Origin of the sequence: Mannheimia sp. E30BD (assembly GCF_041807785.1) — a bacterium.
Taxonomy (GTDB): domain Bacteria; phylum Pseudomonadota; class Gammaproteobacteria; order Enterobacterales; family Pasteurellaceae; genus Mannheimia.
Genome location: NZ_JBGTYX010000003.1, coordinates 81136 through 102329 on the forward strand (window position 1 = coordinate 81136; position 21194 = coordinate 102329).

17 protein-coding genes are annotated in these 21194 nt (G+C 40.2%); 10 read left to right on the forward strand and 7 right to left on the reverse strand.

Annotated elements, in window-relative coordinates; translation table 11 throughout:
* Positions 1–79 precede the first annotated feature (79 nt).
* Both fabB and ACERCG_RS02910 read left to right on the forward strand, forming a co-directional pair.
* Complete coding sequence (gene fabB / locus ACERCG_RS02905; protein WP_373610578.1) at positions 80–1297, forward strand: beta-ketoacyl-ACP synthase I; 1218 nt, start codon at positions 80–82, stop codon at positions 1295–1297.
* Positions 1298–1633: 336 nt separating this feature from the next.
* Positions 1634–2902, forward strand: a complete 1269-nt coding sequence (locus tag ACERCG_RS02910; RefSeq protein WP_373610579.1) for an NRAMP family divalent metal transporter — start codon at positions 1634–1636, stop codon at positions 2900–2902.
* A gap of 78 nt (positions 2903–2980) precedes the next feature.
* Here the strand turns inward: ACERCG_RS02910 and glyA are convergent, their stop codons facing one another.
* The 7 genes from glyA to ACERCG_RS02945 form a co-directional block, all read right to left on the reverse strand.
* Complete coding sequence (gene glyA, locus ACERCG_RS02915) at positions 2981–4243, reverse strand: serine hydroxymethyltransferase (RefSeq protein ID WP_373610580.1); 1263 nt, start codon at positions 4241–4243, stop codon at positions 2981–2983.
* Between the two features lie 580 nt (positions 4244–4823).
* Positions 4824–5855, reverse strand: coding sequence for a methionine synthase (locus ACERCG_RS02920; protein WP_373610581.1), 1032 nt, complete (start codon positions 5853–5855; stop codon positions 4824–4826).
* An 85-nt stretch (positions 5856–5940) separates the two neighbouring features.
* Positions 5941–6918, reverse strand: coding sequence for a DUF1852 domain-containing protein (locus ACERCG_RS02925; protein WP_373610582.1), 978 nt, complete (start codon positions 6916–6918; stop codon positions 5941–5943).
* 151 nt (positions 6919–7069) lie between these two features.
* Complete coding sequence (locus tag ACERCG_RS02930; RefSeq protein ID WP_373610583.1) at positions 7070–8149, reverse strand: lysozyme inhibitor LprI family protein; 1080 nt, start codon at positions 8147–8149, stop codon at positions 7070–7072.
* A 9-nt stretch (positions 8150–8158) separates the two neighbouring features.
* Positions 8159–9043, reverse strand: coding sequence for an NAD(+) kinase (locus ACERCG_RS02935; RefSeq protein ID WP_373610584.1), 885 nt, complete (start codon positions 9041–9043; stop codon positions 8159–8161).
* Between the two features lie 18 nt (positions 9044–9061).
* A complete protein-coding gene (locus ACERCG_RS02940) occupies positions 9062–10087 on the reverse strand; it encodes a TrmH family RNA methyltransferase (RefSeq protein ID WP_373610585.1) in 1026 nt (341 codons plus the stop codon).
* Positions 10088–10152: 65 nt separating this feature from the next.
* Positions 10153–11028, reverse strand: coding sequence for an AraC family transcriptional regulator N-terminal domain-containing protein (locus ACERCG_RS02945; protein WP_373610586.1), 876 nt, complete (start codon positions 11026–11028; stop codon positions 10153–10155).
* Between the two features lie 111 nt (positions 11029–11139).
* Here ACERCG_RS02945 and ACERCG_RS02950 point away from each other — a divergent pair, with 111 nt between their 5' ends.
* The 8 genes from ACERCG_RS02950 to thrS all read left to right on the forward strand — a co-directional run bounded on the left by ACERCG_RS02950 (position 11140) and on the right by thrS (position 21166).
* Entirely contained in the window at positions 11140–11592 is a 453-nt protein-coding gene (locus ACERCG_RS02950; RefSeq protein WP_373610587.1) for a YiiD C-terminal domain-containing protein, read from the forward strand.
* 10 nt (positions 11593–11602) lie between these two features.
* Positions 11603–12034, forward strand: coding sequence for an organic hydroperoxide resistance protein (locus ACERCG_RS02955; RefSeq protein ID WP_373610588.1), 432 nt, complete (start codon positions 11603–11605; stop codon positions 12032–12034).
* Positions 12035–12275: 241 nt separating this feature from the next.
* Positions 12276–13088, forward strand: coding sequence for an inositol-1-monophosphatase (gene suhB, locus ACERCG_RS02960; RefSeq protein WP_373610589.1), 813 nt, complete (start codon positions 12276–12278; stop codon positions 13086–13088).
* Positions 13089–13129: 41 nt separating this feature from the next.
* Positions 13130–14983, forward strand: coding sequence for a 1-deoxy-D-xylulose-5-phosphate synthase (gene dxs, locus ACERCG_RS02965; RefSeq protein ID WP_373610725.1), 1854 nt, complete (start codon positions 13130–13132; stop codon positions 14981–14983).
* A 181-nt stretch (positions 14984–15164) separates the two neighbouring features.
* Positions 15165–16751 (forward strand): carbon starvation protein A, encoded by a 1587-nt coding sequence (locus ACERCG_RS02970; RefSeq protein WP_373610590.1) that lies wholly within the window; start codon positions 15165–15167, stop codon positions 16749–16751.
* 65 nt (positions 16752–16816) lie between these two features.
* On the forward strand, positions 16817–17617 hold the full coding sequence (locus ACERCG_RS02975) for a TatD family hydrolase (protein ID WP_373610591.1): 801 nt from the start codon (positions 16817–16819) through the stop codon (positions 17615–17617).
* Between the two features lie 72 nt (positions 17618–17689).
* Positions 17690–19060, forward strand: coding sequence for an MFS transporter (locus ACERCG_RS02980; RefSeq protein ID WP_373610593.1), 1371 nt, complete (start codon positions 17690–17692; stop codon positions 19058–19060).
* 168 nt (positions 19061–19228) lie between these two features.
* The gene (gene thrS, locus ACERCG_RS02985; RefSeq protein WP_373610594.1) at positions 19229–21166 is read left to right on the forward strand and encodes a threonine--tRNA ligase; all 1938 of its coding nucleotides are present in this window, start codon (positions 19229–19231) and stop codon (positions 21164–21166) included.
* Positions 21167–21194: the final 28 nt, after the last annotated feature.

The following is a 21194-nucleotide window of genomic DNA, read 5'->3' on the forward strand; positions in this document are numbered from 1 at the left end:
TTAGTAGCTAATTTGAGCGAACAAGTGTAAGCTGAATTAACTATTTTTTCAGAACAAAATGATGGATGAAGGAAACAAAATGAAAAGAGTTGTTATTACAGGTGTAGGTGTTGTTTCAAGTATTGGTAACAATAAAGAAGAAGTGTTAGCTTCATTAAAAGAAGGTAAATCAGGCATTGAATTTGTACCTAGTTTTGCTGAAGTAGGTATGCGTAGCCAAGTTGCAGGTACAATTAAATTAAATCCTGCTGATTTGATTGACCGTAAAGTGTATCGTTTTATGGGGGATGCAGCAGCCTATGCTTATATTTGTATGAAAGAAGCAATCGAAGATGCTGGCTTAGCCGAAGAGCATATCTCGCACGAGCGTACTGGTTTAGTTATTGGTTCTGGTATCGGTTCAGCTCGTGGTCAAGTTGCGGCAACAGATGCAGTACGTGGACCTCGTGGAGTAAAAGGTATCGGTCCTTATGCGGTAACTAAAACAATGGCATCAAGCGTATCAGCTTGCTTAGCAACACCATTTAAAATCAAGGGTGTAAACTATTCGATTAGCTCTGCTTGTGCAACCTCCGCTCACGCAATAGGACACGCAATGGAGTTAATCCAATTAGGCAAACAAGACGTTGTTTTTGCCGGTGGAGCAGAAGAGCTTTGCTGGGAAGGTGCAACACAGTTTGATGCAATGGGAGCTGTTTCTTCTAAATATAATGACACACCAACCAAAGCAAGCCGTGCTTATGATGCAAACCGTGATGGCTTCGTGATTTCAGGTGGCGGTGCGGTATTAGTGGTGGAAGAGTTAGAACACGCTCTTGCTCGTGGTGCAAAAATCTATGCCGAAATCGTGGGCTATGGTGCAACGTCTGACGGTTATGATATGGTTGCTCCAAGCGGTGAAGGTGCAGAGCGTTGTATGAAGCAAGCAATGGCAACCGTAAACGGTGACATTGAATACATCAATGTACACGGCACATCAACTCCGGTAGGTGATGTCAAAGAACTTGGTGCAATCCGCAATGTATTTGGCGATAAAACTCCAGCTATTTCTTCCACCAAATCCATGACAGGGCATTCACTTGGTGCAGCAGGGGCCCACGAAGCAATTTATTCATTATTAATGCTAGATAACAACTTTATCGCACCAAGCATTAATATTGAAACGCTTGATGAACAAGCAGAAGGAATGAATATTGTGACCGAACGCCAAGATAAAGAATTAACCACGGTAATGTCTAACAGCTTCGGCTTCGGTGGAACGAATGCGTGTTTAGTATTCCAACGCTATTCAAAATAATCTCATCTTAATGATAAAAAGTGCGGTAACGCACTTTTTTATTGCCTGCAAGCGGCTGAATTGTGCTAAAAATTTACAAATTTATCTCTGTTTCGTATCTTTTCTATATTTTTAATAAAAAAATTAAATTTTATTTTTATCTGATTACGATTATATTTTTAGCATTAAATGTTGTTAAATTGTTTTTATTATCGTTATGTAAAATAGTTTCAATTTATTAAGTAGCATAATAATTTTAGCATTTTTTTAACAAAGATTTGAGGTGTCTATTTTTCACTTTATTTTATGGGTAGAATGGAAGTTCATTTAAGGTCTTACACGTATTTTGGAGAATATATGACACAACAGGCAGAACAATCTACTTGGCAAAGCAAATTTGCTGCAATGGGGCCAGGTATTTTAATGGCATCTGCGGCGGTAGGTGGCTCACATATTGTTGCTTCCACCCAAGCAGGGGCAATTTATGGCTGGCAATTAGCTATTATTATTATTTTAGCGAATTTATTTAAATATCCATTTTTCCGTTTTGGTGTGCAGTACACTTTATCTAGTGATAAAAGTTTATTAGAAGGTTATAAAGATAAAGGTGGAATTTATCTTGTTATTTTTTTCATTCTTAATGTGCTTGCTGGAATGATTAATACAGCTGCAGTTGGGATTGTTTGCGCTGCAATTTTAAAATTTATTTTCTCTGCATTAGGTGTTTCCTTTGATCTAAGCATACCGATGGCAGGCGCGATTGTAATTGCAGTAACTTGGGGAGTATTGATTTTAGGGCGCTATCGTTTCTTAGATTCACTATCTAAATGGATTATGATTGCATTAACTATTTCTACTGTTACAGCAGTAATTATTGCAGCATTAAAAGGTGGTATTCCGGTTGCACCCGATTTTATTGAACCATCACCTTGGAATTTAGCCGCACTTGGTTTTATTGTAGCGTTAATGGGTTGGATGCCTGCTCCGATTGAAATTTCGGCAATAAATTCAATGTGGGTAGTAGCAAAAAAACGTTTTAGAAAAATCAGTTTCCAAGATGGTATTTTTGATTTTAATGTAGGTTATATCGGTACTGCTATTCTTGCGATTGTATTCTTAGCTTTAGGGGCATTAGTGCAATATGGTTCTGGTGAAAAAGTAGAAGCGGCTGGCGTGGCTTACATTGGTCAGTTAATTAAAATGTACGCTTTCGCTATTGGCGATTGGGCTAAGCTGTTAATTGCATTCATTGCCTTTATGTGTATGTTTGGTACAACTATTACCGTTATTGATGGCTATTCTCGTGCGAATGCGGAATCATTACGTCTTTTAATGGGGCGTAAAGAGCATTCACAAGCTGAATTAAGCATTTGGATGACAGCAACTTCAATCATCGGAATCATCATTATTACCGTATCTATGAGAGATGTAGCAACTATGTTGAAATTTGCAATGATCTCTTCATTTGTTTCAACACCAATTTTTGCGTGGTTAAATTTCTCGTTAGTACTGAAAGGTGAACACCGTGCAACGGGCGGGTTATTCTGGTTAGCAGTAGTTGGTCTAATTTACCTAACTGCTTTTGCCTTACTATTCTTAGCACAGCAGTTTGGTATTATTGGGTAATTCAGTAAAGAAGATGAAAAAAAGCGAATTTAATTCGCCTTTTTCTTTGCTTTGCTTTGCTAAAATATTGTATTTATTTTAAGCATAAACTGGTAAACGTTTGCAGATTTCTAATACTTTCGCCTTCGTCTCTGCGATTACTTGTTCGTGGTTGTCTTTACCAATGCTTTCTAACACATCACACATCCAACCTGCTAATGCAACCACATCATCTTCTTTGAAACCACGGCGAGTTACCGATGGGGTACCTACACGAATACCTGAAGTGATGAATGGTTTTTGTGGATCGTTCGGTACGGAGTTTTTATTTACCGTAATGTTCGCTGCACCTAAAGCTGCATCTGCTGCTTTACCGGTTAAACCTTGTTTTACAAAGCTTACAAGGAATAGGTGATTTTCCGTACCATTTGAAACTACCTCAAAACCACGTTGTTTAAATACTTCCACCATCGCTTTTGCATTTTTCACCACTTGTTGTTGGTAAGTTTTAAACTCTGGCTCTAATGCTTCTTTGAAACATACCGCTTTTGCCGCAATAACGTGCATTAATGGGCCACCTTGACCTGCTGGGAATACTGCAGATTGTAGTTTTTTATATATTTCTTCATCACCCGATGAAGATAAAATTAAACCACCACGAGGGCCGGCTAATGTTTTATGGGTTGTGGTAGTCACAACGTGTGCGTGTGGAAGCGGGTTAGGATAAACACCTGCTGCAATTAAACCTGCAACGTGAGCCATATCTACAAATAAGTAAGCGCCTACTTCATCAGCGATTTCACGCATTTTCGCCCAATCCATCACTTGTGAATAAGCAGAGAAGCCACCAACAATCATTTTTGGTTTTACTTCAAGTGCTTGTTTGCGTAACGCATCGTAATCTACTAAACCTTCAGCAGTAATACCATATTGTTCTGCTTTATAAATTTTACCCGAGAAGCTTACTGAAGCACCATGTGTTAAATGTCCGCCATGTGCCAAGCTCATACCCAAAATGGTATCACCCGGATTCAATAATGCCATATACACGGCAGCATTTGCTTGTGAACCTGAATGTGGTTGAACGTTCGCATAATCTGCACCAAATAATTCTTTTGCACGATCAATGGCTAATTGTTCAACAATATCCACATATTCACAACCACCATAATAACGTTTACCTGGGTAGCCCTCAGCATATTTATTTGTTAATTGTGAGCCTTGAGCCTGCATTACACGCGGGCTTGCATAGTTTTCTGATGCAATTAATTCAATATGCTCTTCTTGACGACGATCTTCATCTTGAATTGCTTGCCATAATACTGCATCGTAATCGGCGATATTCATATCACGTTTTAACATTTTGGACTCCTATAAGCTTAAGTAAACGTTTGCGTAAGTTGATTTACCGATATTTTACGCATTTTTTAATAGAATAGATAGTGTTAATTTTAATAGTACTCTCTGATTCTAGACTAGAAAACAACAAGCGATCATATTTCGTAAAAAATTTACCAAAAATGACCGCTTGCATAGCTATAAATTAATGATTATGATCTTTTAGGTGTTTTGCTCATTGCATTGCAGCAAAACCAAGAGCTGCCAAAATAAGCAAGCCAACTGTTAATCCATCCATTTTACATCTCCTCTGCTGTTTCTCTAAATTCTCTTGCTGTAACTAAGTAAAGAATATACAACCACAAGTAATGTAGATAAATGTATGCATTTCATCAGCAATGAATACTGTCCATAAAGAATAACAGGAATTGCTAGAATTGCAACTTTTGCGACATCGTCCATTAATTTTGCCCACGCTTCAAATGAGCTTTTCTTAATCGGCTTTTTAAATAAATTTAGCATATTGCCCCTTTTTCTCCATTTTGAGATGAAAAAGAAAAATCAGCAAAGGGCAAAATTTATTTTTTCGATGCAGATCGCAAAATTAACCTTCTAGTTCTGCTCGTAAAATCGCTGTCCCTTGACTTAACGCATTGAGTTTGCCACGAGCCACTTCACGAGAAAGCGGAGCCATACCGCAGTTAGTGCTTGGCCAGAGTTTATCTGCATCAACAAATTGTAAGGCTTTGCGTAAAGTGTCAGCGACTTGCTCCGATGTTTCGATCACATTGGTCGCCACATCAATCGCCCCTAACATCACTTTTTTGCCACGCACTAACTCGATTAAATCCATCGGGACTTTCGAGTTTTGGCACTCTAACGAGATGATGTCGATGCTTGATTGTTGCAGTTTCGGGAAGCTCTCTTCGTATTGACGCCATTCGTTGCCGAGGGTCTGTTTCCAGTCGGTATTCGCTTTAATGCCATAGCCGTAGCAAATATGCACCGCCGTTTCGCATTTTAAGCCTTCCGCTGCTCGTTCAAGAGCGGCTACACCCCAGTCGTTTAACTCATCAAAGAACACATTAAACGCTGGCTCGTCAAACTGGATAATATCCACACCCGCCGCTTCTAACTCTTTCGCTTCTTGGTTGAGGATTTTGGCAAATTCCCACGCTAATTTTTCACGGCTTTTGTAGTGACCATCATAAAGGGTGTCGATCATTGTCATCGGCCCCGGTAACGCCCATTTGATTGGTTTATCGGTATGTTTGCGTAAGAATTTCGCATCTTCCACGAAAACCGATTTCGGGCGGCGAACCTCACCGACCACGCTCGGCACGCTCGCATCATAGCGATTACGGATACGCACGATTTCCCGTTTGGTGAAGTCCACTCCTTCTAAATGTTCAATGAAAGTGGTTACAAAGTGCTGACGGGTCTGTTCACCATCACTCACAATATCAATGCCGGCGGCAGTTTGTTCTGCCAATGACACTAACAGGGCATCTCTTTTCGCTTGTAACAGTTCGTGGCCGCTGAATTTCCATTCAGACCAGAGTTTTTCAGGTTCCGCCAGCCAAGCTGGTTTCGGTAAGCTGCCTGCGGTAGAGGCTGGGAGAAGGATTTTGCTCATAATGTATATTCCTGTATATGTAGGGGCGTGCATCGCACGCCCGAAAAAATTCAAATAGGCGTATGACATACGCCCCTACAAAAAATTATTTCTCATTCACCCAAGCTTCTAAAATCGCTTTATACGGCTTGATGAAATGTTCTTCGGCATATTTACCTTGCTGAATGGCTAATTGGGTGCGTTCCACACGGTCATATTCCACTTTGGTTAAAGAGTAATCTTCATAAGTCAGGCTAGGTTTGTAGGTTTCGCCTGCGACTGAGTTTGCATTATAAATTTCCGGGCGGTAAATTTTCTGGAAGGCTTCCATTGTTGCAATGGTGCTAATCAGTTCTAAGTTACTGTAATCATTCAGCAGATCGGCATTGGCTTCAAAATAGAACGCATACGGTGCAACTGATTTCGGCGGCATAAAGTAACGCACTTTTAAGCCCATTTTTGCAAAGTATTCATCGGTTAATGAATAGTCGTTTTGCACATATTCCACCCCTAAAATCGGGTGAACATTGGTCGTTTTGTGGTAAGTACGGGTGGTTGCCACACTTAAACAGAGTACCGGTGCTTTATTAAATTGAGCCTTGAACTCTGCGGAGGCTAACAGGTGCTTGTACAATTTACCATGCAAATCGCCATAGCCTTCCGGTACGGTAAAGCTTGGTTTGTCTTTGTTGAAATCAAGTAGTAACACGCTGAAATCGTAGTCACGCACGAAAGAAGAGAAGCTGTTGCCGAGAATACCATCAATCGTTTTGCCGGTTTTGTGATCCACCACGGAGGTTTTTAACCACTCTAACGCAGGGAAAAACTCGCCTGTGCCTTCCACATCAATATCCATCGATACAATGTCTAATTTCACTGCATAACGATCCGCGGACGGGTTATCCCAGTTGGCTAAATCATTGAAGCGGTTGTTGATCATCGCAATCACATTTTGCAGATTTTGCTTACGGTTTTCACCACGGGCAAGGTTAGCAAAGTTGGTAGTTAAACGAGTATTGTCTGCTGGTTCGTAGTCTTCGGTAAATTCAAGGGTATGCACTCGGCATTGGAAATTGGTTGTCATCTAACGTCTCCTTTTGAGCTATTATTGTTGTTGAGATGACTTATTGAACCATAAATTATTGTTGAAGAAAAATGATATGTTTTGAAGTTGAATATGAATATATTTCATATTCAACTTACAAAATGGTCAGAGAAAAGTGACCGCTTGTAAGCTAAATATCATATATAAGCAAGAATCTGTATTCAGGTTTCAGTAACAGCTCTATTTTCTCATTAGGTATAGTGTATGAAACAGGCCCAAACACAGATGGCAACAAGCTGCCTTGTCCGTACTTGAATTCTAATCCATCAGGGGTAAATTCAAAATCGCCACTGATTTCAAAATCGCTTTTTTCAATAGTGAATTCTTTCCCTTGTTCAGAATTTTGAAAAGTATTCCACAATAGCTCTTTTGCTTGAGCCAAGTTTGATGGCGTAAATAGCGAGTCTAATGAAAGGAGCAATTTTTTCTCTAAATCAATATATAACTTGTGATAAGCATCTATGATGTAATTACCACCAAAATACTGTTCAATATGGTTAGTAAAAACGGCGATATGATGTTTTTGCTCATCAAAGGTAATGCTTGATTTATTCCAATGTTCAGAAATTCCCCCGATATTCGCTATATATTCTTGGAAATCTTCTTCCATTTCTTTTTTAATTTCTTCACGAGTTGTTTTCTTTTCCCCATAAGGTGCAAGTAGAAAATCATCTAGCCATTGAATGCCCGTTGTAACAGTACTGAATGAATATGTTACGGCATAAGGCCCATATCCATCACCCTCTACAATTTCACGTTTATCAAAAATATAGACTCGCCTCACCTTGTCGTGAGTAATCACTTCGGTAGGGTTACTCTCCTTTTCAGCCGTTTCATCTGCTAAAGAAAGATTGTCTTTCATTGTTTCTAACTCGTGAGCTCTTTGCTCATTTTGCTGCATTAAGCATAACGAGGGATTATCTTTTGTTTTACACTCTTTATTGCGATTAGCGATCCACTCTTTTTGAGCATTTTCAAAATTTGATGCGATGACAGGATTCGTTTTTTGGAAGCGATCAAAAATTTCAAGGTAATATTCAGTAATATATTTTTTATAGAAATCAGAGGTTTTATCGGCACAAGTTGCTTTCGCTGTTTCGCTAGATGTGCCAGCTTGTTCTAAGCATTGTTGATAGAGCACTTCGCCTCTATCAGCTGCAAAAGTAGGGTAAGCGATCGCAATAGCGAAAGCTAGTAATAATTTTTTCATCGTATTTTCCTAAAATAACTTACTTGCCCAGCCCAATTTTGAGCCTAGCACGGTAAAATAGTTGTAATCTTTTAAATGCAGTAGTTGCAATTTATCAAGGCTTTTTCTAACTAGCACACGATCTTCAGGACTAAAGCTCATTTTTTCTTGCCCATCGCAAATTACTTCCAAATCAGGGGTGTTATATTTTGCAAAACGCAATGAAATTTGGCTATCTCCATCAATAACTAACGGGCGGGAAGAAAGCGTGTGCGGGTGCATTGGCACAAGGGCAATCGCATTCATATTCGGGGTAAGAATTGGGCCGCCAGCAGAAAGTGAATAAGCCGTTGAACCTGTTGGGGTTGCCACAATTAAGCCGTCTGCTCGTTGTGAAAAGGCAAATTTGCCGTCAATATAAACTTCAAATTCAATAATTCGAGCCACCTGTGTGGGGTGAACCACAATTTCATTTAACGCATTATTGGAAGAAATAATTTTGCCGTTACGCTCAATATAGGCTTCGAGTAAGAAACGCTCTTCAATGATATATTCATTTTTCACTAAGCAGTTATAAAGCTGTTCAAAAGCCGTTTGAGGGGCGATATCGGTTAAAAAACCTAAATTACCACGATTAATGCCAATCAGCGGTACACGATATTTCGCTAAAGCACGGGCAACACCTAACATATTGCCATCGCCGCCAATTACAATCACAAGTTCGGCACGTTGCCCGATTTCATCTAAGCTGTAGCTTTCAGTTAATTGCAACTGAGTAGCAACAGCAGCTTCTACCAAGATGGTGTAATCTCTGTCTTTCAGCCAGTTATACACAGCAAGATGTGTTTCAAAAGCAGTATCATGACGAGGTGTGCCAACAATGGCAATCACTTCAAACGGTTTTTGTTGGTTCATTGTCTATTCCTACTCAGATTAGAGAATATGGGTTTGGTACCATTGGTTAAGCAAAATACCGGTATTCACAGCCACATTTAAACCACTATTTAACGGATTGCTAAATGAAAGCTGAATAGTGGTATCTTCTGTATAGGCAATATCACTTGCAGGAATTTCACTTAATATAAAAACCACTTTCTCCGCCAATTTTGTTTTAGTTAAAGAAGGAGCTTGCTTGTGGCGAGTTAAATGCACAATTTGATAACCTGCTTGGCGTAACTGCACTAAGGCAATTTGCTTATTCTTCGTTTCTAAAGCACGCACAAACTCCAAACCACCTTCTGCCACACGAGCCGAAGCACTTGAATTTAAGCTATCCACATTTTCCGTGATGATCCCTGTCACACCATAGAATGCACAGGTGCGGATAATCCCCCCCACATTTTGTGCATTATTTACCCCATCTAGCAAGACCAAACAATCTTGTTTTTTCGGTACTTGCAGGTAGCCTTCTAACACAAACGATGGCGATTTTTTCACTAATAAACACATATCGCCGTGATGTTCTGTACCCGTTACACGTTCCATTTCTTCACGATCGATAACGTGATACGCCTTTTTATTTTCGGCTAAATAACTCATTACATCGCCTAGCTTCTTCGCCCCTTCAACCGTTGCCCATAAACGAACAATCGCTTCAGGACGCTGTTGGAATAACGTAATACACGCATTCTCGCCATAGACTTTCATCTCTTCCAAACGGTTTTTCTTGATTTTTTCCGGCGCTCGAGGCGAAAGTGGGCCTGTTTTTTTCTCTTTTGCTGAACCACCGCCTTTTACCCAAATTTGTACGCTGCCTTCGCCGCTCGCTTTTCTGCCTTCAGTTGGGTAGATATTTTGTGGCTTTTCAAATGCTCTATCTTCACGAAAGCCACGACGTTCAGGCTTACGCTCGCTTTCTTGGCGTAGCTTTCTATCTTGAGATTTGAATGATGAGCGTTCTTGGAATTTTTTCTCTTCCACTGTTTTGAAACGTGGAGCTTTGTTAAATTTGGTATTCATAGCAATTTCTCTCTTAAAAATTGAACGAAGTATAGCACGACAAGCGGTGTTTTATTTGCAAAATTTTACGAAAATCCAACCGCTTGTTTCCCTATTGAACTCGGGCTTTCCCCAAACTGCCGTTTATATTCTCTGCTGAACTGGCTAGGGCTTTCATAACCAATTTGGTAAGCGGTTTCACTTACCCCTAAACCTGATTGTAATTTCTCTCGAGCAACATTCAACCGCAGCGATTTTTGATATTGCAATGGCGTCATTGCTGTTACATTTTTAAAATGGGCGTAAAACCCTGCCACACTCATTCCTACTCGTCGTGCCAACTCTGTCATATTCAAAGGCTTTGCAAATTGCTGAGCCAAAATTTCTGTCGCTTGGGCGATTTTGGCAATATTTCCCTCTTTGGACAGTAATGAACGTAGGTAATCGCCTTGTTCCGACTGCAATAAATAGAAATACAATTCACGCAATATCAAGGGAGAAAGAAACTCGATATAATTTGGAAAATGAAGCAGATTGATTAGCCGAATAAGGCAATCTTCAATCTCATTCTCTAACCCCCATTTATGGCGAGATGATGTAGCTTCACTGATTTTTTTAGAGGGAAGTTGCCTGATAACTTGCGAAATCAACTCAAAATCCAACTGTAATGAAAGTGCAAGATAAGGCTGGTTTTCGCTGGCGGAAATACTTTGCGTGACAATCGGTAAATTCACTGGGCAGAACATCATCTCTTGACGAGAAAATATCTGACATTGCCCATTAGTACAAATTTGTCGTTCCCCTAACAGCACCACACACAAACTTGGCTCTTGCACATAACCACTAAATGCCAAGGCGTGATCTGCAGCGTGAATAGTTAGCCCCTTAATTGACGTACGCCAAACCTCATTTTTCGGGGCAAGTGTAAAAATAGAATGAATAATATCCTGAGAATGTTGCATTGTTTTTAGTATTTTAGAAAATTAGGCAAATATTATAGAGAATTTGGCAAGACAGCAAGTCGAAAAATCCGCATACTATACCTATTCAAAGCAAACATTAAAGAATGCAATATGAACCACACAAACCCTATTTCCACCTTGCAACATTGGCTTAATCAACATATTCCAGCTTGCGAAAGTTTAGGTCTAGCGTTGGAGCAAACAGATAGCGATTGCGTGAAAGTCAGTTGTGATTTTGACAAAAATCACAATCATCACGGCACAATGTTTGGCGGTAGCCAATCGCTGTTAGCCACCACTTGTGCTTGGCTGGCGGTGCATTTAAATTTCCCTCAAGCGAATGGGAATATCGTGATCCGCCAAAGCGATATGCGTTATCTTGCCTCTGCGAAAAGTCGAGTGTCGGCAATTTGCGGTAAGTTAGAAAGCAAAGAAGTGGGAAATTGCTTGGTAATGCTTCAAAAAAGCGGCAAAGGCAAAATTAACGTGCAATGTGAATTGGTTTGTGATGGAAAAATCGTTTGCGTATTCCACAGTGAATTTGTGATTTTTTGTAATAATTAGGAGTAACTCAATGAAAATTTTTTACCATACTTCAGCAACGGCAACAGGCGGACGTGACGGACACACTCGTGTGGACGATGACTCAATCGGCTTTGATTTAGTTGGTTTCCAAAATGAAAGTGGCAAAGTCGGCACTAATCCTGAGCAGCTTTTCGCAATGGGCTATGCAGCTTGCTTTGACAGTGCAATGAACCACGTTGCCCCAACACTTGGCATTAAACCGAGCAAATCTTCCACCACTGTTGGTGTGGGTATCGGACAGAAAGAAGGCGGTGCATTTAGTCTTGATCTTGATATCACGATTACAGTGGAAGGATTAAGTTTAGAAGAGGCGAAAAAGCTGATTGAAAAAGCCCACGAAGTTTGCCCATATTCCAATGCAGTGCGTGGCAATGTAGAATGTCGCTTGCACGTTAAAGTGGTAAACGAGTTTGGTTTATAAAAAGTAGAACAAAATACCGTCTAAATGAAAATTTAGGCGGTATTTTTATTCCGGTGCCAAGCCTATTTTTAATCGCATTTTCAATGATATACACATCATTATATGTAAAGGGCAATTCAAGCGGTCGTTTTCCATTAGAAATTTGCAAAAAAATCCGCAAAAACGACCGCCTGTCTATCTTTTTATCGCAATATTCTCTATAATCGCCTATCTTCTATGTTCTTTAAAATCTGGTGGAAATATGAACCCAATGTTAAACATTGCTATTCGTGCTGCACGAAAAGCAGGCAATATTATTGCCAAAGGCTATGAGCAATCGCCTCAAGATACTCAAGTTTCACAAAAAAATACAAACGATTATGTAACCGAAATTGATAAAGCGGCGGAAGCGGCGATTATTGATGTGATCCGTAAATCTTATCCTGATCACTCAATCGTAACCGAAGAGAGTGGCGTATTAAGCGGTAGCAATGAAAACGTGCAATGGGTAATTGATCCATTAGATGGCACCACCAACTTCGTAAAACGCTTACCGCATTTCTCTGTTTCAATTGCCATTCGTGAGAATGGTCGCACAACCGTAGGGGTAGTTTATGACCCTATCCGTAACGAGCTTTTCACCGCTGTGCGTGGCGAAGGTGCAAAATTAAATGAGTTCCGTTTACGCATTGATGCTGAGCGCCGTGATTTAAAAGGCACTATTTTAGCAACAGGTTTCCCTTTCAAAGTGTTAAGACATCGTGAAGCACATTTAAATATGCTTGAAGCGTTAATGAACAACGGTGTGGCAGATTTCCGCCGTACAGGTTCTGCAGCATTAGATTTAGCTTATGTTGCAGCAGCTCGTTTAGATGGTTACTTTGAAATTGGTTTAAAACCTTGGGATTGTGCCGCAGGTGAATTAATCGCTCGTGAAGCAGGTGCGATTGTAACGAACTTTGTTGGCGGAACTGATTACTTAAAATCAGGCAACTTAGTGGTTGGTAATGGTCGTGTCGTAAAAGAAATTTTAAACAGCATTCAGCCAACTTTAACCGAAGAATTAAAAGCTTAATTTTATAACAATAGTATTGATTGTTGTGGGTAATAAATATGATGGAAAATAAGTATCCTCTGTTAAATGAAATCAACTCTCCCGAAGATTTGCGTTTGCTGCCAACCGACAAACTGCAAGAGGTAGTTGATGAATTGAGATCCTATTTGCTGGAGTCTGTGAGCCGAACAAGTGGTCATTTAGCCTCTGGTTTAGGCGTGGTGGAGCTTACGGTTGCATTGCATTATGTTTATCAAACCCCATTTGACCAACTGATTTGGGACGTAGGTCACCAAGCATATCCACACAAAATCTTAACAGGTCGCCGTGAGCAAATGCACACCATCCGTCAAAAAGACGGTATTCACCCTTTCCCTTGGCGTGAAGAAAGTCCTTATGATGTATTAAGTGTGGGGCATTCTTCAACCTCCATTAGTGCGGGGTTAGGTATTGCCGTTGCGGCTGAAAAAGAAGATGCAGGACGCAAAACCGTTTGTGTAATTGGCGATGGTGCAATTACCGCAGGTATGGCGTTTGAAGCGTTGAACCACGCAGGTGCGTTGCATACCGATATGTTGGTTATCTTAAACGATAACGAAATGTCGATTTCGGAAAATGTTGGGGCATTAAATAATCATCTTGCTCGTATTTTCTCTGGTTCGTTTTACACCTCTGTGCGTGATGGCAGTAAAAAAATTCTTGATAAAGTGCCAACGATTAAAAACTTTATGAAGAAAAGTGAAGAGCATATGAAAGGTGTTATCTTCTCGCCGGAAAGCACATTGTTTGAGGAATTGGGCTTTAACTATATTGGGCCTATTGATGGGCATAATATTGAAGAGCTAGTTAAAACGCTAAGTAATATGCGTGAGCTGAAAGGCCCGCAGTTCTTACACGTCCGCACGAAAAAAGGGAAAGGCTACAGCCCAGCAGAAAACGATCCGATTGGCTACCACGGTGTACCTAAATTCGACCCAACAATAAATGAGCTACCAAAATCAAAAGCATTACCAACCTACTCTAATATCTTTGGAGATTGGTTATGTGAAATGGCGGAGCGTGATCCAAAAGTCATCGGCATTACCCCTGCAATGCGTGAAGGCTCTGGTATGGTGGAATTTTCCAAACGTTTCCCAGAACAATATTTTGATGTGGCGATCGCCGAACAACACGCCGTTACCTTTGGCGCAGGCTTAGCTATTGCAGGCTATAAGCCTATAGTGGCAATTTATTCGAGCTTCTTACAACGTGCTTACGATCAGCTTATTCACGATGTAGCAATTCAAAACTTACCTGTTATTTTTGCGATTGATAGAGCGGGCATTGTGGGAGCTGATGGTCAAACCCATCAAGGGGCATTTGATTTAAGTTTTATGCGTTGTATTCCTAATATGACGATTATGGCACCTAGCGATGAAAATGAAATGCGTCAAATGCTTTACACTGCTTATACGATGAATACGCCAACTGCAGTTCGTTACCCTCGTGGTAATGCAAAAGGTGTGGAATTACAACCGATGCAAGCCTTAGAGATTGGCAAAGCTAAAGTCCTCCGAGAAGGGAAAAAAGTCGCTATTTTAAACTTCGGGGCATTATTAGACGAAGCAAAAATTGTGGCAGAAAAGCACGATTATACTCTTGTTGATATGCGTTTCATCAAGCCTCTTGATGAAGCATTACTCCAAAAAATGGCGGATTCTCACGATCTGCTCGTTACACTGGAAGAAAATGCGATTCAAGGCGGCGCAGGTAGCTTTGTAAACGAATATTTGCAAAGTATTGGCAAAATTAAACCACTTGTAATGCTTGGTATTCCTGATTTCTTCGTGCCTCAGTCTACTCAACCAGAGGCGTATGCCGAACTTGGTTTAGATGCAAAAGGTATTGAAGCAAAAATCCAAAAATTCTATTCTTAATCATATAAAATCCCCTTTTAGTAGGGGATTTTTGACATAGTTCACATTTTTGACAAAATATTTCACACAAACCTCACAATTTATTTTACTTTATCTATACTCCTCCTTACAATGACACGCCTTTTTAGTATTTTCTACTAAAAATATTTCTTCATTCATTTAAGATTATAGGAATTCTACTATGTTGTGGTTCTTCTTCTGTGTAGCCATACTTGTTCTTGGTTACTTTACCTACGGAAAAATTATCGAAAAAATCTTCGTGATTAATCCAAATAAGGTAACACCCGCTAACTCAATGAGAGATGGTGTGGACTATATGCCAATGTCTAAAACCAAGATTTGGCTTATTCAATTATTAAATATTGCGGGTACAGGTCCTATCTTTGGACCAATTTTAGGGGCATTATACGGGCCGGTTGCGATGCTTTGGATTGTATTAGGCTGTATTTTTGCCGGTGCAGTACACGACTATTTCTGTGGTATGTTAAGTATCCGTAATGGTGGTGCAACAATGCCAAACCTTGCAGGTAAATTCTTAGGTCGCCCCGTTAAATTATTTATCAACGTAATGGCATTAATTCTACTTTTATTAGTGGGCGTAGTATTCGTTGCCAGCCCTGCTCAATTATTATCTACCATTACAATGGATATTGCAGGTGTAACTCAAGGGGCAATGGAATTAGGTGATGTGGAAGCTGTAAAAGAAGCTGTTGTAGCAGGTGGTGTAACCGTTTGGGGTATGGATAAAGCTCAGGTTATCTCTGTTTGGACATTAATCATTTTCGGTTACTACATTTTAGCGACTTTATTACCAGTTGATAAAATCATCGGGCGTGTGTACCCAATCTTTGGTGCATTATTGCTGTTTATGTCTGTAGGTATGGTTTACGGCTTAGTCTCTGCACATTTAAGTGCGGCTGATCCGATTGATTTCTTCCGTACGGTAAATGCTGATGGTCAAGGTTTAACCTGGGAAAAATTCACACAAAACTTCCAAGTAAAAGGTGATGTACCAATTTGGCCTTTACTATTCTTAACTATTTCTTGTGGTGCGTTATCAGGCTTCCACGCAACCCAAACTCCATTAATGGCTCGTTGTGCTGAAAATGAAAAAGAAGGTCGCTTTATTTTCTACGGTGCAATGATCACTGAAGGTGTGATCGCATTAGTATGGTGTGCAGTTGGTCTTTCATTCTATGAAAACCCACAAGCATTACAAGATGCAATCTCAGCAGGCTCACCGTCTAAAGTGGTTTATGATAGCTCATTACACTTCTTAGGCTTTATCGGTGGTATCTTCGCAGTATTAGGTGTGATTGTATTACCAATTACTTCAGGCGACACTGCATTCCGTGCTGCACGTTTACAATTAGCGGAAATCTTTGGTATCGAACAACGTACATTAGTAAAACGTTTATACATTGCTGTACCGTTATTCGTAATTGGTTTCCTTGTATCAAAAGTGGACTTCAGCGTATTATGGCGTTACTTTACTTGGGCAAACCAAATGACAGCAATGGTAATGTTATGGACAGCAGCAGGTTACTTATATCGCTACAACAAACTCCACTGGGTATGTTCAATCCCGGCGTGGTTCATCACAACCGTGTGTGCAACTTACTTAGCTTATAACAAAATCGGCTTTGGTTTAGATTACCAATTATCGGTGTACATCGGTTTAGCGATTACAGTAGTATGTATCATCTGCTTCTTCACATTACTTAAACCATATAATGTGCGTGATGAGGATGAGTTAGCAACTAGCTAAACTTGATTAAAAATGCAAAAGTGGGGACAATAGTCCCCATTTTTATTGGTTAGGTAGCTTTAACTATGAGATTTTTTGATACTCACACTCATCTTGATTACCTTTCAGAAAGCCTTGAATTAAGTATTTCTACGCTGGTAGAAAATGCTCGAAAACATCGGGTGAAAAAAATATTAGTGGTTTCTATTTTTGCAAAAAATTTTGAAAAAGTAACCACTTGTGCTAATGAGAAGCCAGAAAATATTGTTTATGGTTTAGGCTTACACCCACTTTATATTCAACAACATCAACTTTCTGATTTAGATTTATTAGAAAATAGATTAAGTCAAAAAGATCCACTTTGTACTGCAATTGGTGAAATAGGGTTGGAAAAAGCCGTGAGCGAAGTGTCTTCTCCCGAATTATGGAAAAAACAGTGCGAGTTTTTAGAGGCACAGCTTGCTATTGCGAAAAAATTCGATTTACCCGTTAATCTCCATTCACGCAAAAGCCACGATCAGCTTTTCGTCTTTTTGAAAAAAGCCCAGCTCCCGAAAAACGGTGTTGTTCACGGCTTCGCAGGCAGTTATGAGCAGGCAAAACGCTTTGTCGATCTCGGCTATAAAATTGGTGTGGGTGGCACAATTACTTATCAACGAGCCAACAAAACCCGTGAAGCAATCCGAAAATTACCGCTCGAAAGTTTATTGTTGGAAACTGACTCGCCCGATATGCCTGTTTTCGGTTTTCAAGGGCAGCCTAATCGTCCAGAACGACTTATTGCCACATTCAATAGCCTATGTTCATTAAGAACCGAACAGCCCGATCTGATTGCGGCAACCATTTGGAAAAATAGCAAAAGGTTATTTTCTCCTAACTTATACTAACTTTTTTGCCTAAAAGAGATTTAGCCGTTACAATGCTATTCATTCTGTAAAACTCATATTAAGGAAAAATCATTGAATAGCACTAAATTTTACTCCCTTTATGCAGGTATCTTTTTTCTGTTTTTCGGCTATGGTTTATTTCTAAACTCAGCCGGGATTAAACTTGCCGAAATGGGGATAACGGATATTATCATCGGTTTACTTAATGCCGCTTTCTTTATTGGAGCTGCATTAAGCACCATTTTTGCCCACCGAATTGTCTCCAGTGTCGGGCATATCCGCTCTTTTAGTGTATTCTGTGCTGTTTTCGCGATTGCAGCACTCAGCCATATGATGGTGGATAATTTATGGGTTTGGGGCGTATTACGCATTATTTTAGGCTTCTGCCATTACAGTTTGCTGCTTTTAGTAGAAAGTTGGTTAAGCGAAAAAACCAATGTTGATACCAGAGGTAAAGTGCTTGCTACCTATAATATTATCTTCTACCTTGCCTTTGTTTTAGGAGTGAGTTTGTTAAGCCTAGAACTCAGTAGCCAAAACATTTTTACCTTGTCTACCATTTTAGTTGTGATGTCGATGATCCCCATTGCTTTAACTAAAATGGTGCAACCCGATATTCCAGCTCGTGAACGCATTAGCATTCCTAAATTATTTGCGATTTCGCCATTAGCCTTAGTTACCAGTTTTATTAGCGGAATGTTGGTCAATGGTTTTTTCACAATGGTGTCGGTATTTCTGCTGAAATTTAGTTTTTCACTAAGCGAAATTTCGCTTTATTTGATGATCTCGATGATTGGTGGTTTTATCAGCCAAATGCCAATGGCGATATTATCTAACCGCATTGGTAGACGTAATGCCATTTTAGCTTGTGCAGTGGTTGCGACCCTTACTGCACTTGTTGGGCTATTTGCAATTTTTCAAGAAAATTTAACCGCTTGGATACAATATATCATCGCCTTTTTATTGGGCTGTAGTCTGTTTAGTTTATATGCGTTCAGTATTGCCCGAGCCAATGATGAATTGCCGAATAATATGAATACCGTTGAGGTAAGTAGAGGCTTACTATTCTGTTATGGTTTAGGGGCATTGATTGCTCCACCACTGATTGGTTTTGCGATGGGGATTTCTGCTGAATATGGATTTTATTCTCTATTTGGGCTGTGTTCGTTAATTCTACTTGTTTGTGCTATCTTGACTAAACCAATTCCGAAAGCAGAACGCGCAGAAATGCAATATGCTACCCCTATTGCAACAGCAAGCCCACTTGAAGAAATCGAAATAATTGAAGACGAGCTTATCCCATTTGATGAAGAAGCGGTGCAAGAATACCAAGCTCAACTTGAAACACTTGAAGAAGAGCTACAAAGCGAAAATGAAAATAGTGAACTTGATGAAGAAAAATCTGCAGATCGCTTAACTGATACGGAAAACAGTAAGGTTTAATTTTCCGTTGTTTTATGCTAAAATTTCCGCGCTTTTATTCCCCACTTGTAAGGGAAATAATAAGCAAATTGCAAAATTTTAATCAAAAAAGACCGCTTGTAAGCGGTTTTTTCATTCTCAAACTCAACAAGTAATCTCTCGTATGGATTACCACTGTAAGGATTTATTATGCCAATTATTACTTTACCAGACGGTTCACAACGTTCATTTGACAACCCGGTTTCCGTAATGGAAGTTGCCCAATCTATCGGTGCCGGTTTAGCAAAAGCAACCATTGCAGGCCGTGTAAATGGCGAACGCCGTGATGCGTGCGATATTATCAGTGAAGACAGTACGCTTGAAATCATCACTGCTAAAGATGAAGATGGTTTAGAGATCATTCGCCACTCAACGGCGCACTTATTAGGGCACGCCATTAAACAATTGTTCCCAGATGTCAAAATGGCGATCGGTCCGACCATCGAAAACGGCTTCTACTACGATGTGGATTTAGATCGTTCTTTAACGCAAGAAGATATTGATGCCCTTGAAAAACGTATGTTAGAGCTGGCGAAAACTAACTATGACGTAGTAAAATGCCCTGTAAGCTGGCAAGAAGCTCGTGATACTTTCGAGCAACGTGGCGAGCCATACAAAATGGCAATTTTAGATGAAAACATCGCTCGCACAGATACGCCAGCGTTATATCACCACGAAGAATATATTGATATGTGTCGTGGTCCACACGTGCCAAATATGCGTTTCTGCCAACATTTCAAACTGCAAAAAGTAGCAGGTGCTTACTGGCGTGGCGATAGCAAAAATAAAATGCTACAACGTATTTATGGTACAGCTTGGGCGGATAAAAAACAGTTAAGCGAATACTTAACCCGTTTAGAAGAAGCGGCAAAACGTGACCATCGCCGTATCGGCAAAGCATTAGATTTATACCATATGCAAGAAGAAGCACCGGGTATGGTGTTTTGGCACAATGACGGCTGGACAATTTTCCGTGAGCTTGAAACCTTCGTTCGTACAAAATTAAAAGAGTACGATTACCAAGAAGTAAAAGGCCCATTTATGATGGATCGTGTGCTTTGGGAGAAAACAGGGCATTGGCAAAACTATGCAGATTTAATGTTCACCACCCAATCTGAAAACCGTGAATATGCGATCAAGCCAATGAACTGCCCGGGACACGTTCAAATCTTCAATCAAGGTTTGAAATCTTACCGTGATTTACCAATTCGTATGGCGGAATTTGGTTCTTGCCACCGTAATGAACCATCAGGTTCTTTACACGGTTTAATGCGTGTGCGTGGCTTTACTCAAGACGATGCACATATTTTCTGTACTGAAGAACAAATTGAATCTGAAGTAACAAGCTGTATCAAAATGGTGTATGACATCTACAGCACGTTCGGCTTTACCAACATTGCAGTTAAACTTTCAACCCGCCCGGAAAACCGTATCGGTGATGATGCAATGTGGGATAGAGCGGAAGAAGGCTTAGCAAATGCACTTCGCAATAACGGCTTAGAGTACCAAATTCAAGAAGGCGAAGGAGCATTCTATGGCCCGAAAATTGAGTTTGCTCTTCGTGACTGCTTAGGTCGTGAGTGGCAATGTGGTACAGTTCAATTAGACTTCGCATTACCAGGTCGTTTAGAAGCCTCTTATGTGGCGGAAGACAATGATCGCCGTACACCTGTAATGATTCACCGTGCGATTTTAGGTTCGATTGAGCGTTTCATCGGTATCATTACTGAAGAATACGCAGGTTTCTTCCCAACCTGGCTTGCACCAACCCAAGCGGTAGTGATGAACATTACCGATAGCCAAGCAGACTATGTGCAACAAGTGGTCAAACAGCTTTCAGATGCAGGTATTCGTGTAAAAGCGGATCTTCGTAACGAGAAAGTGGGTTTTAAGGTGCGTGAACACACCCTACGCCGTGTGCCTTATATGCTAGTTTGTGGCGACAAAGAGATTGCAGAAGGCAAAGTGTCTGTGCGTACTCGTAAAGGGGCTGATTTAGGCACTTATAAGGTAGAAGAATTAGTTGAAATTCTGAAAAACCAAATCAAAGCTCGTGAGTTAGCTTTATTAGGCGAAGCCCAAGAGTAAATATTGTTAAAGATGAAACACCCTCAAA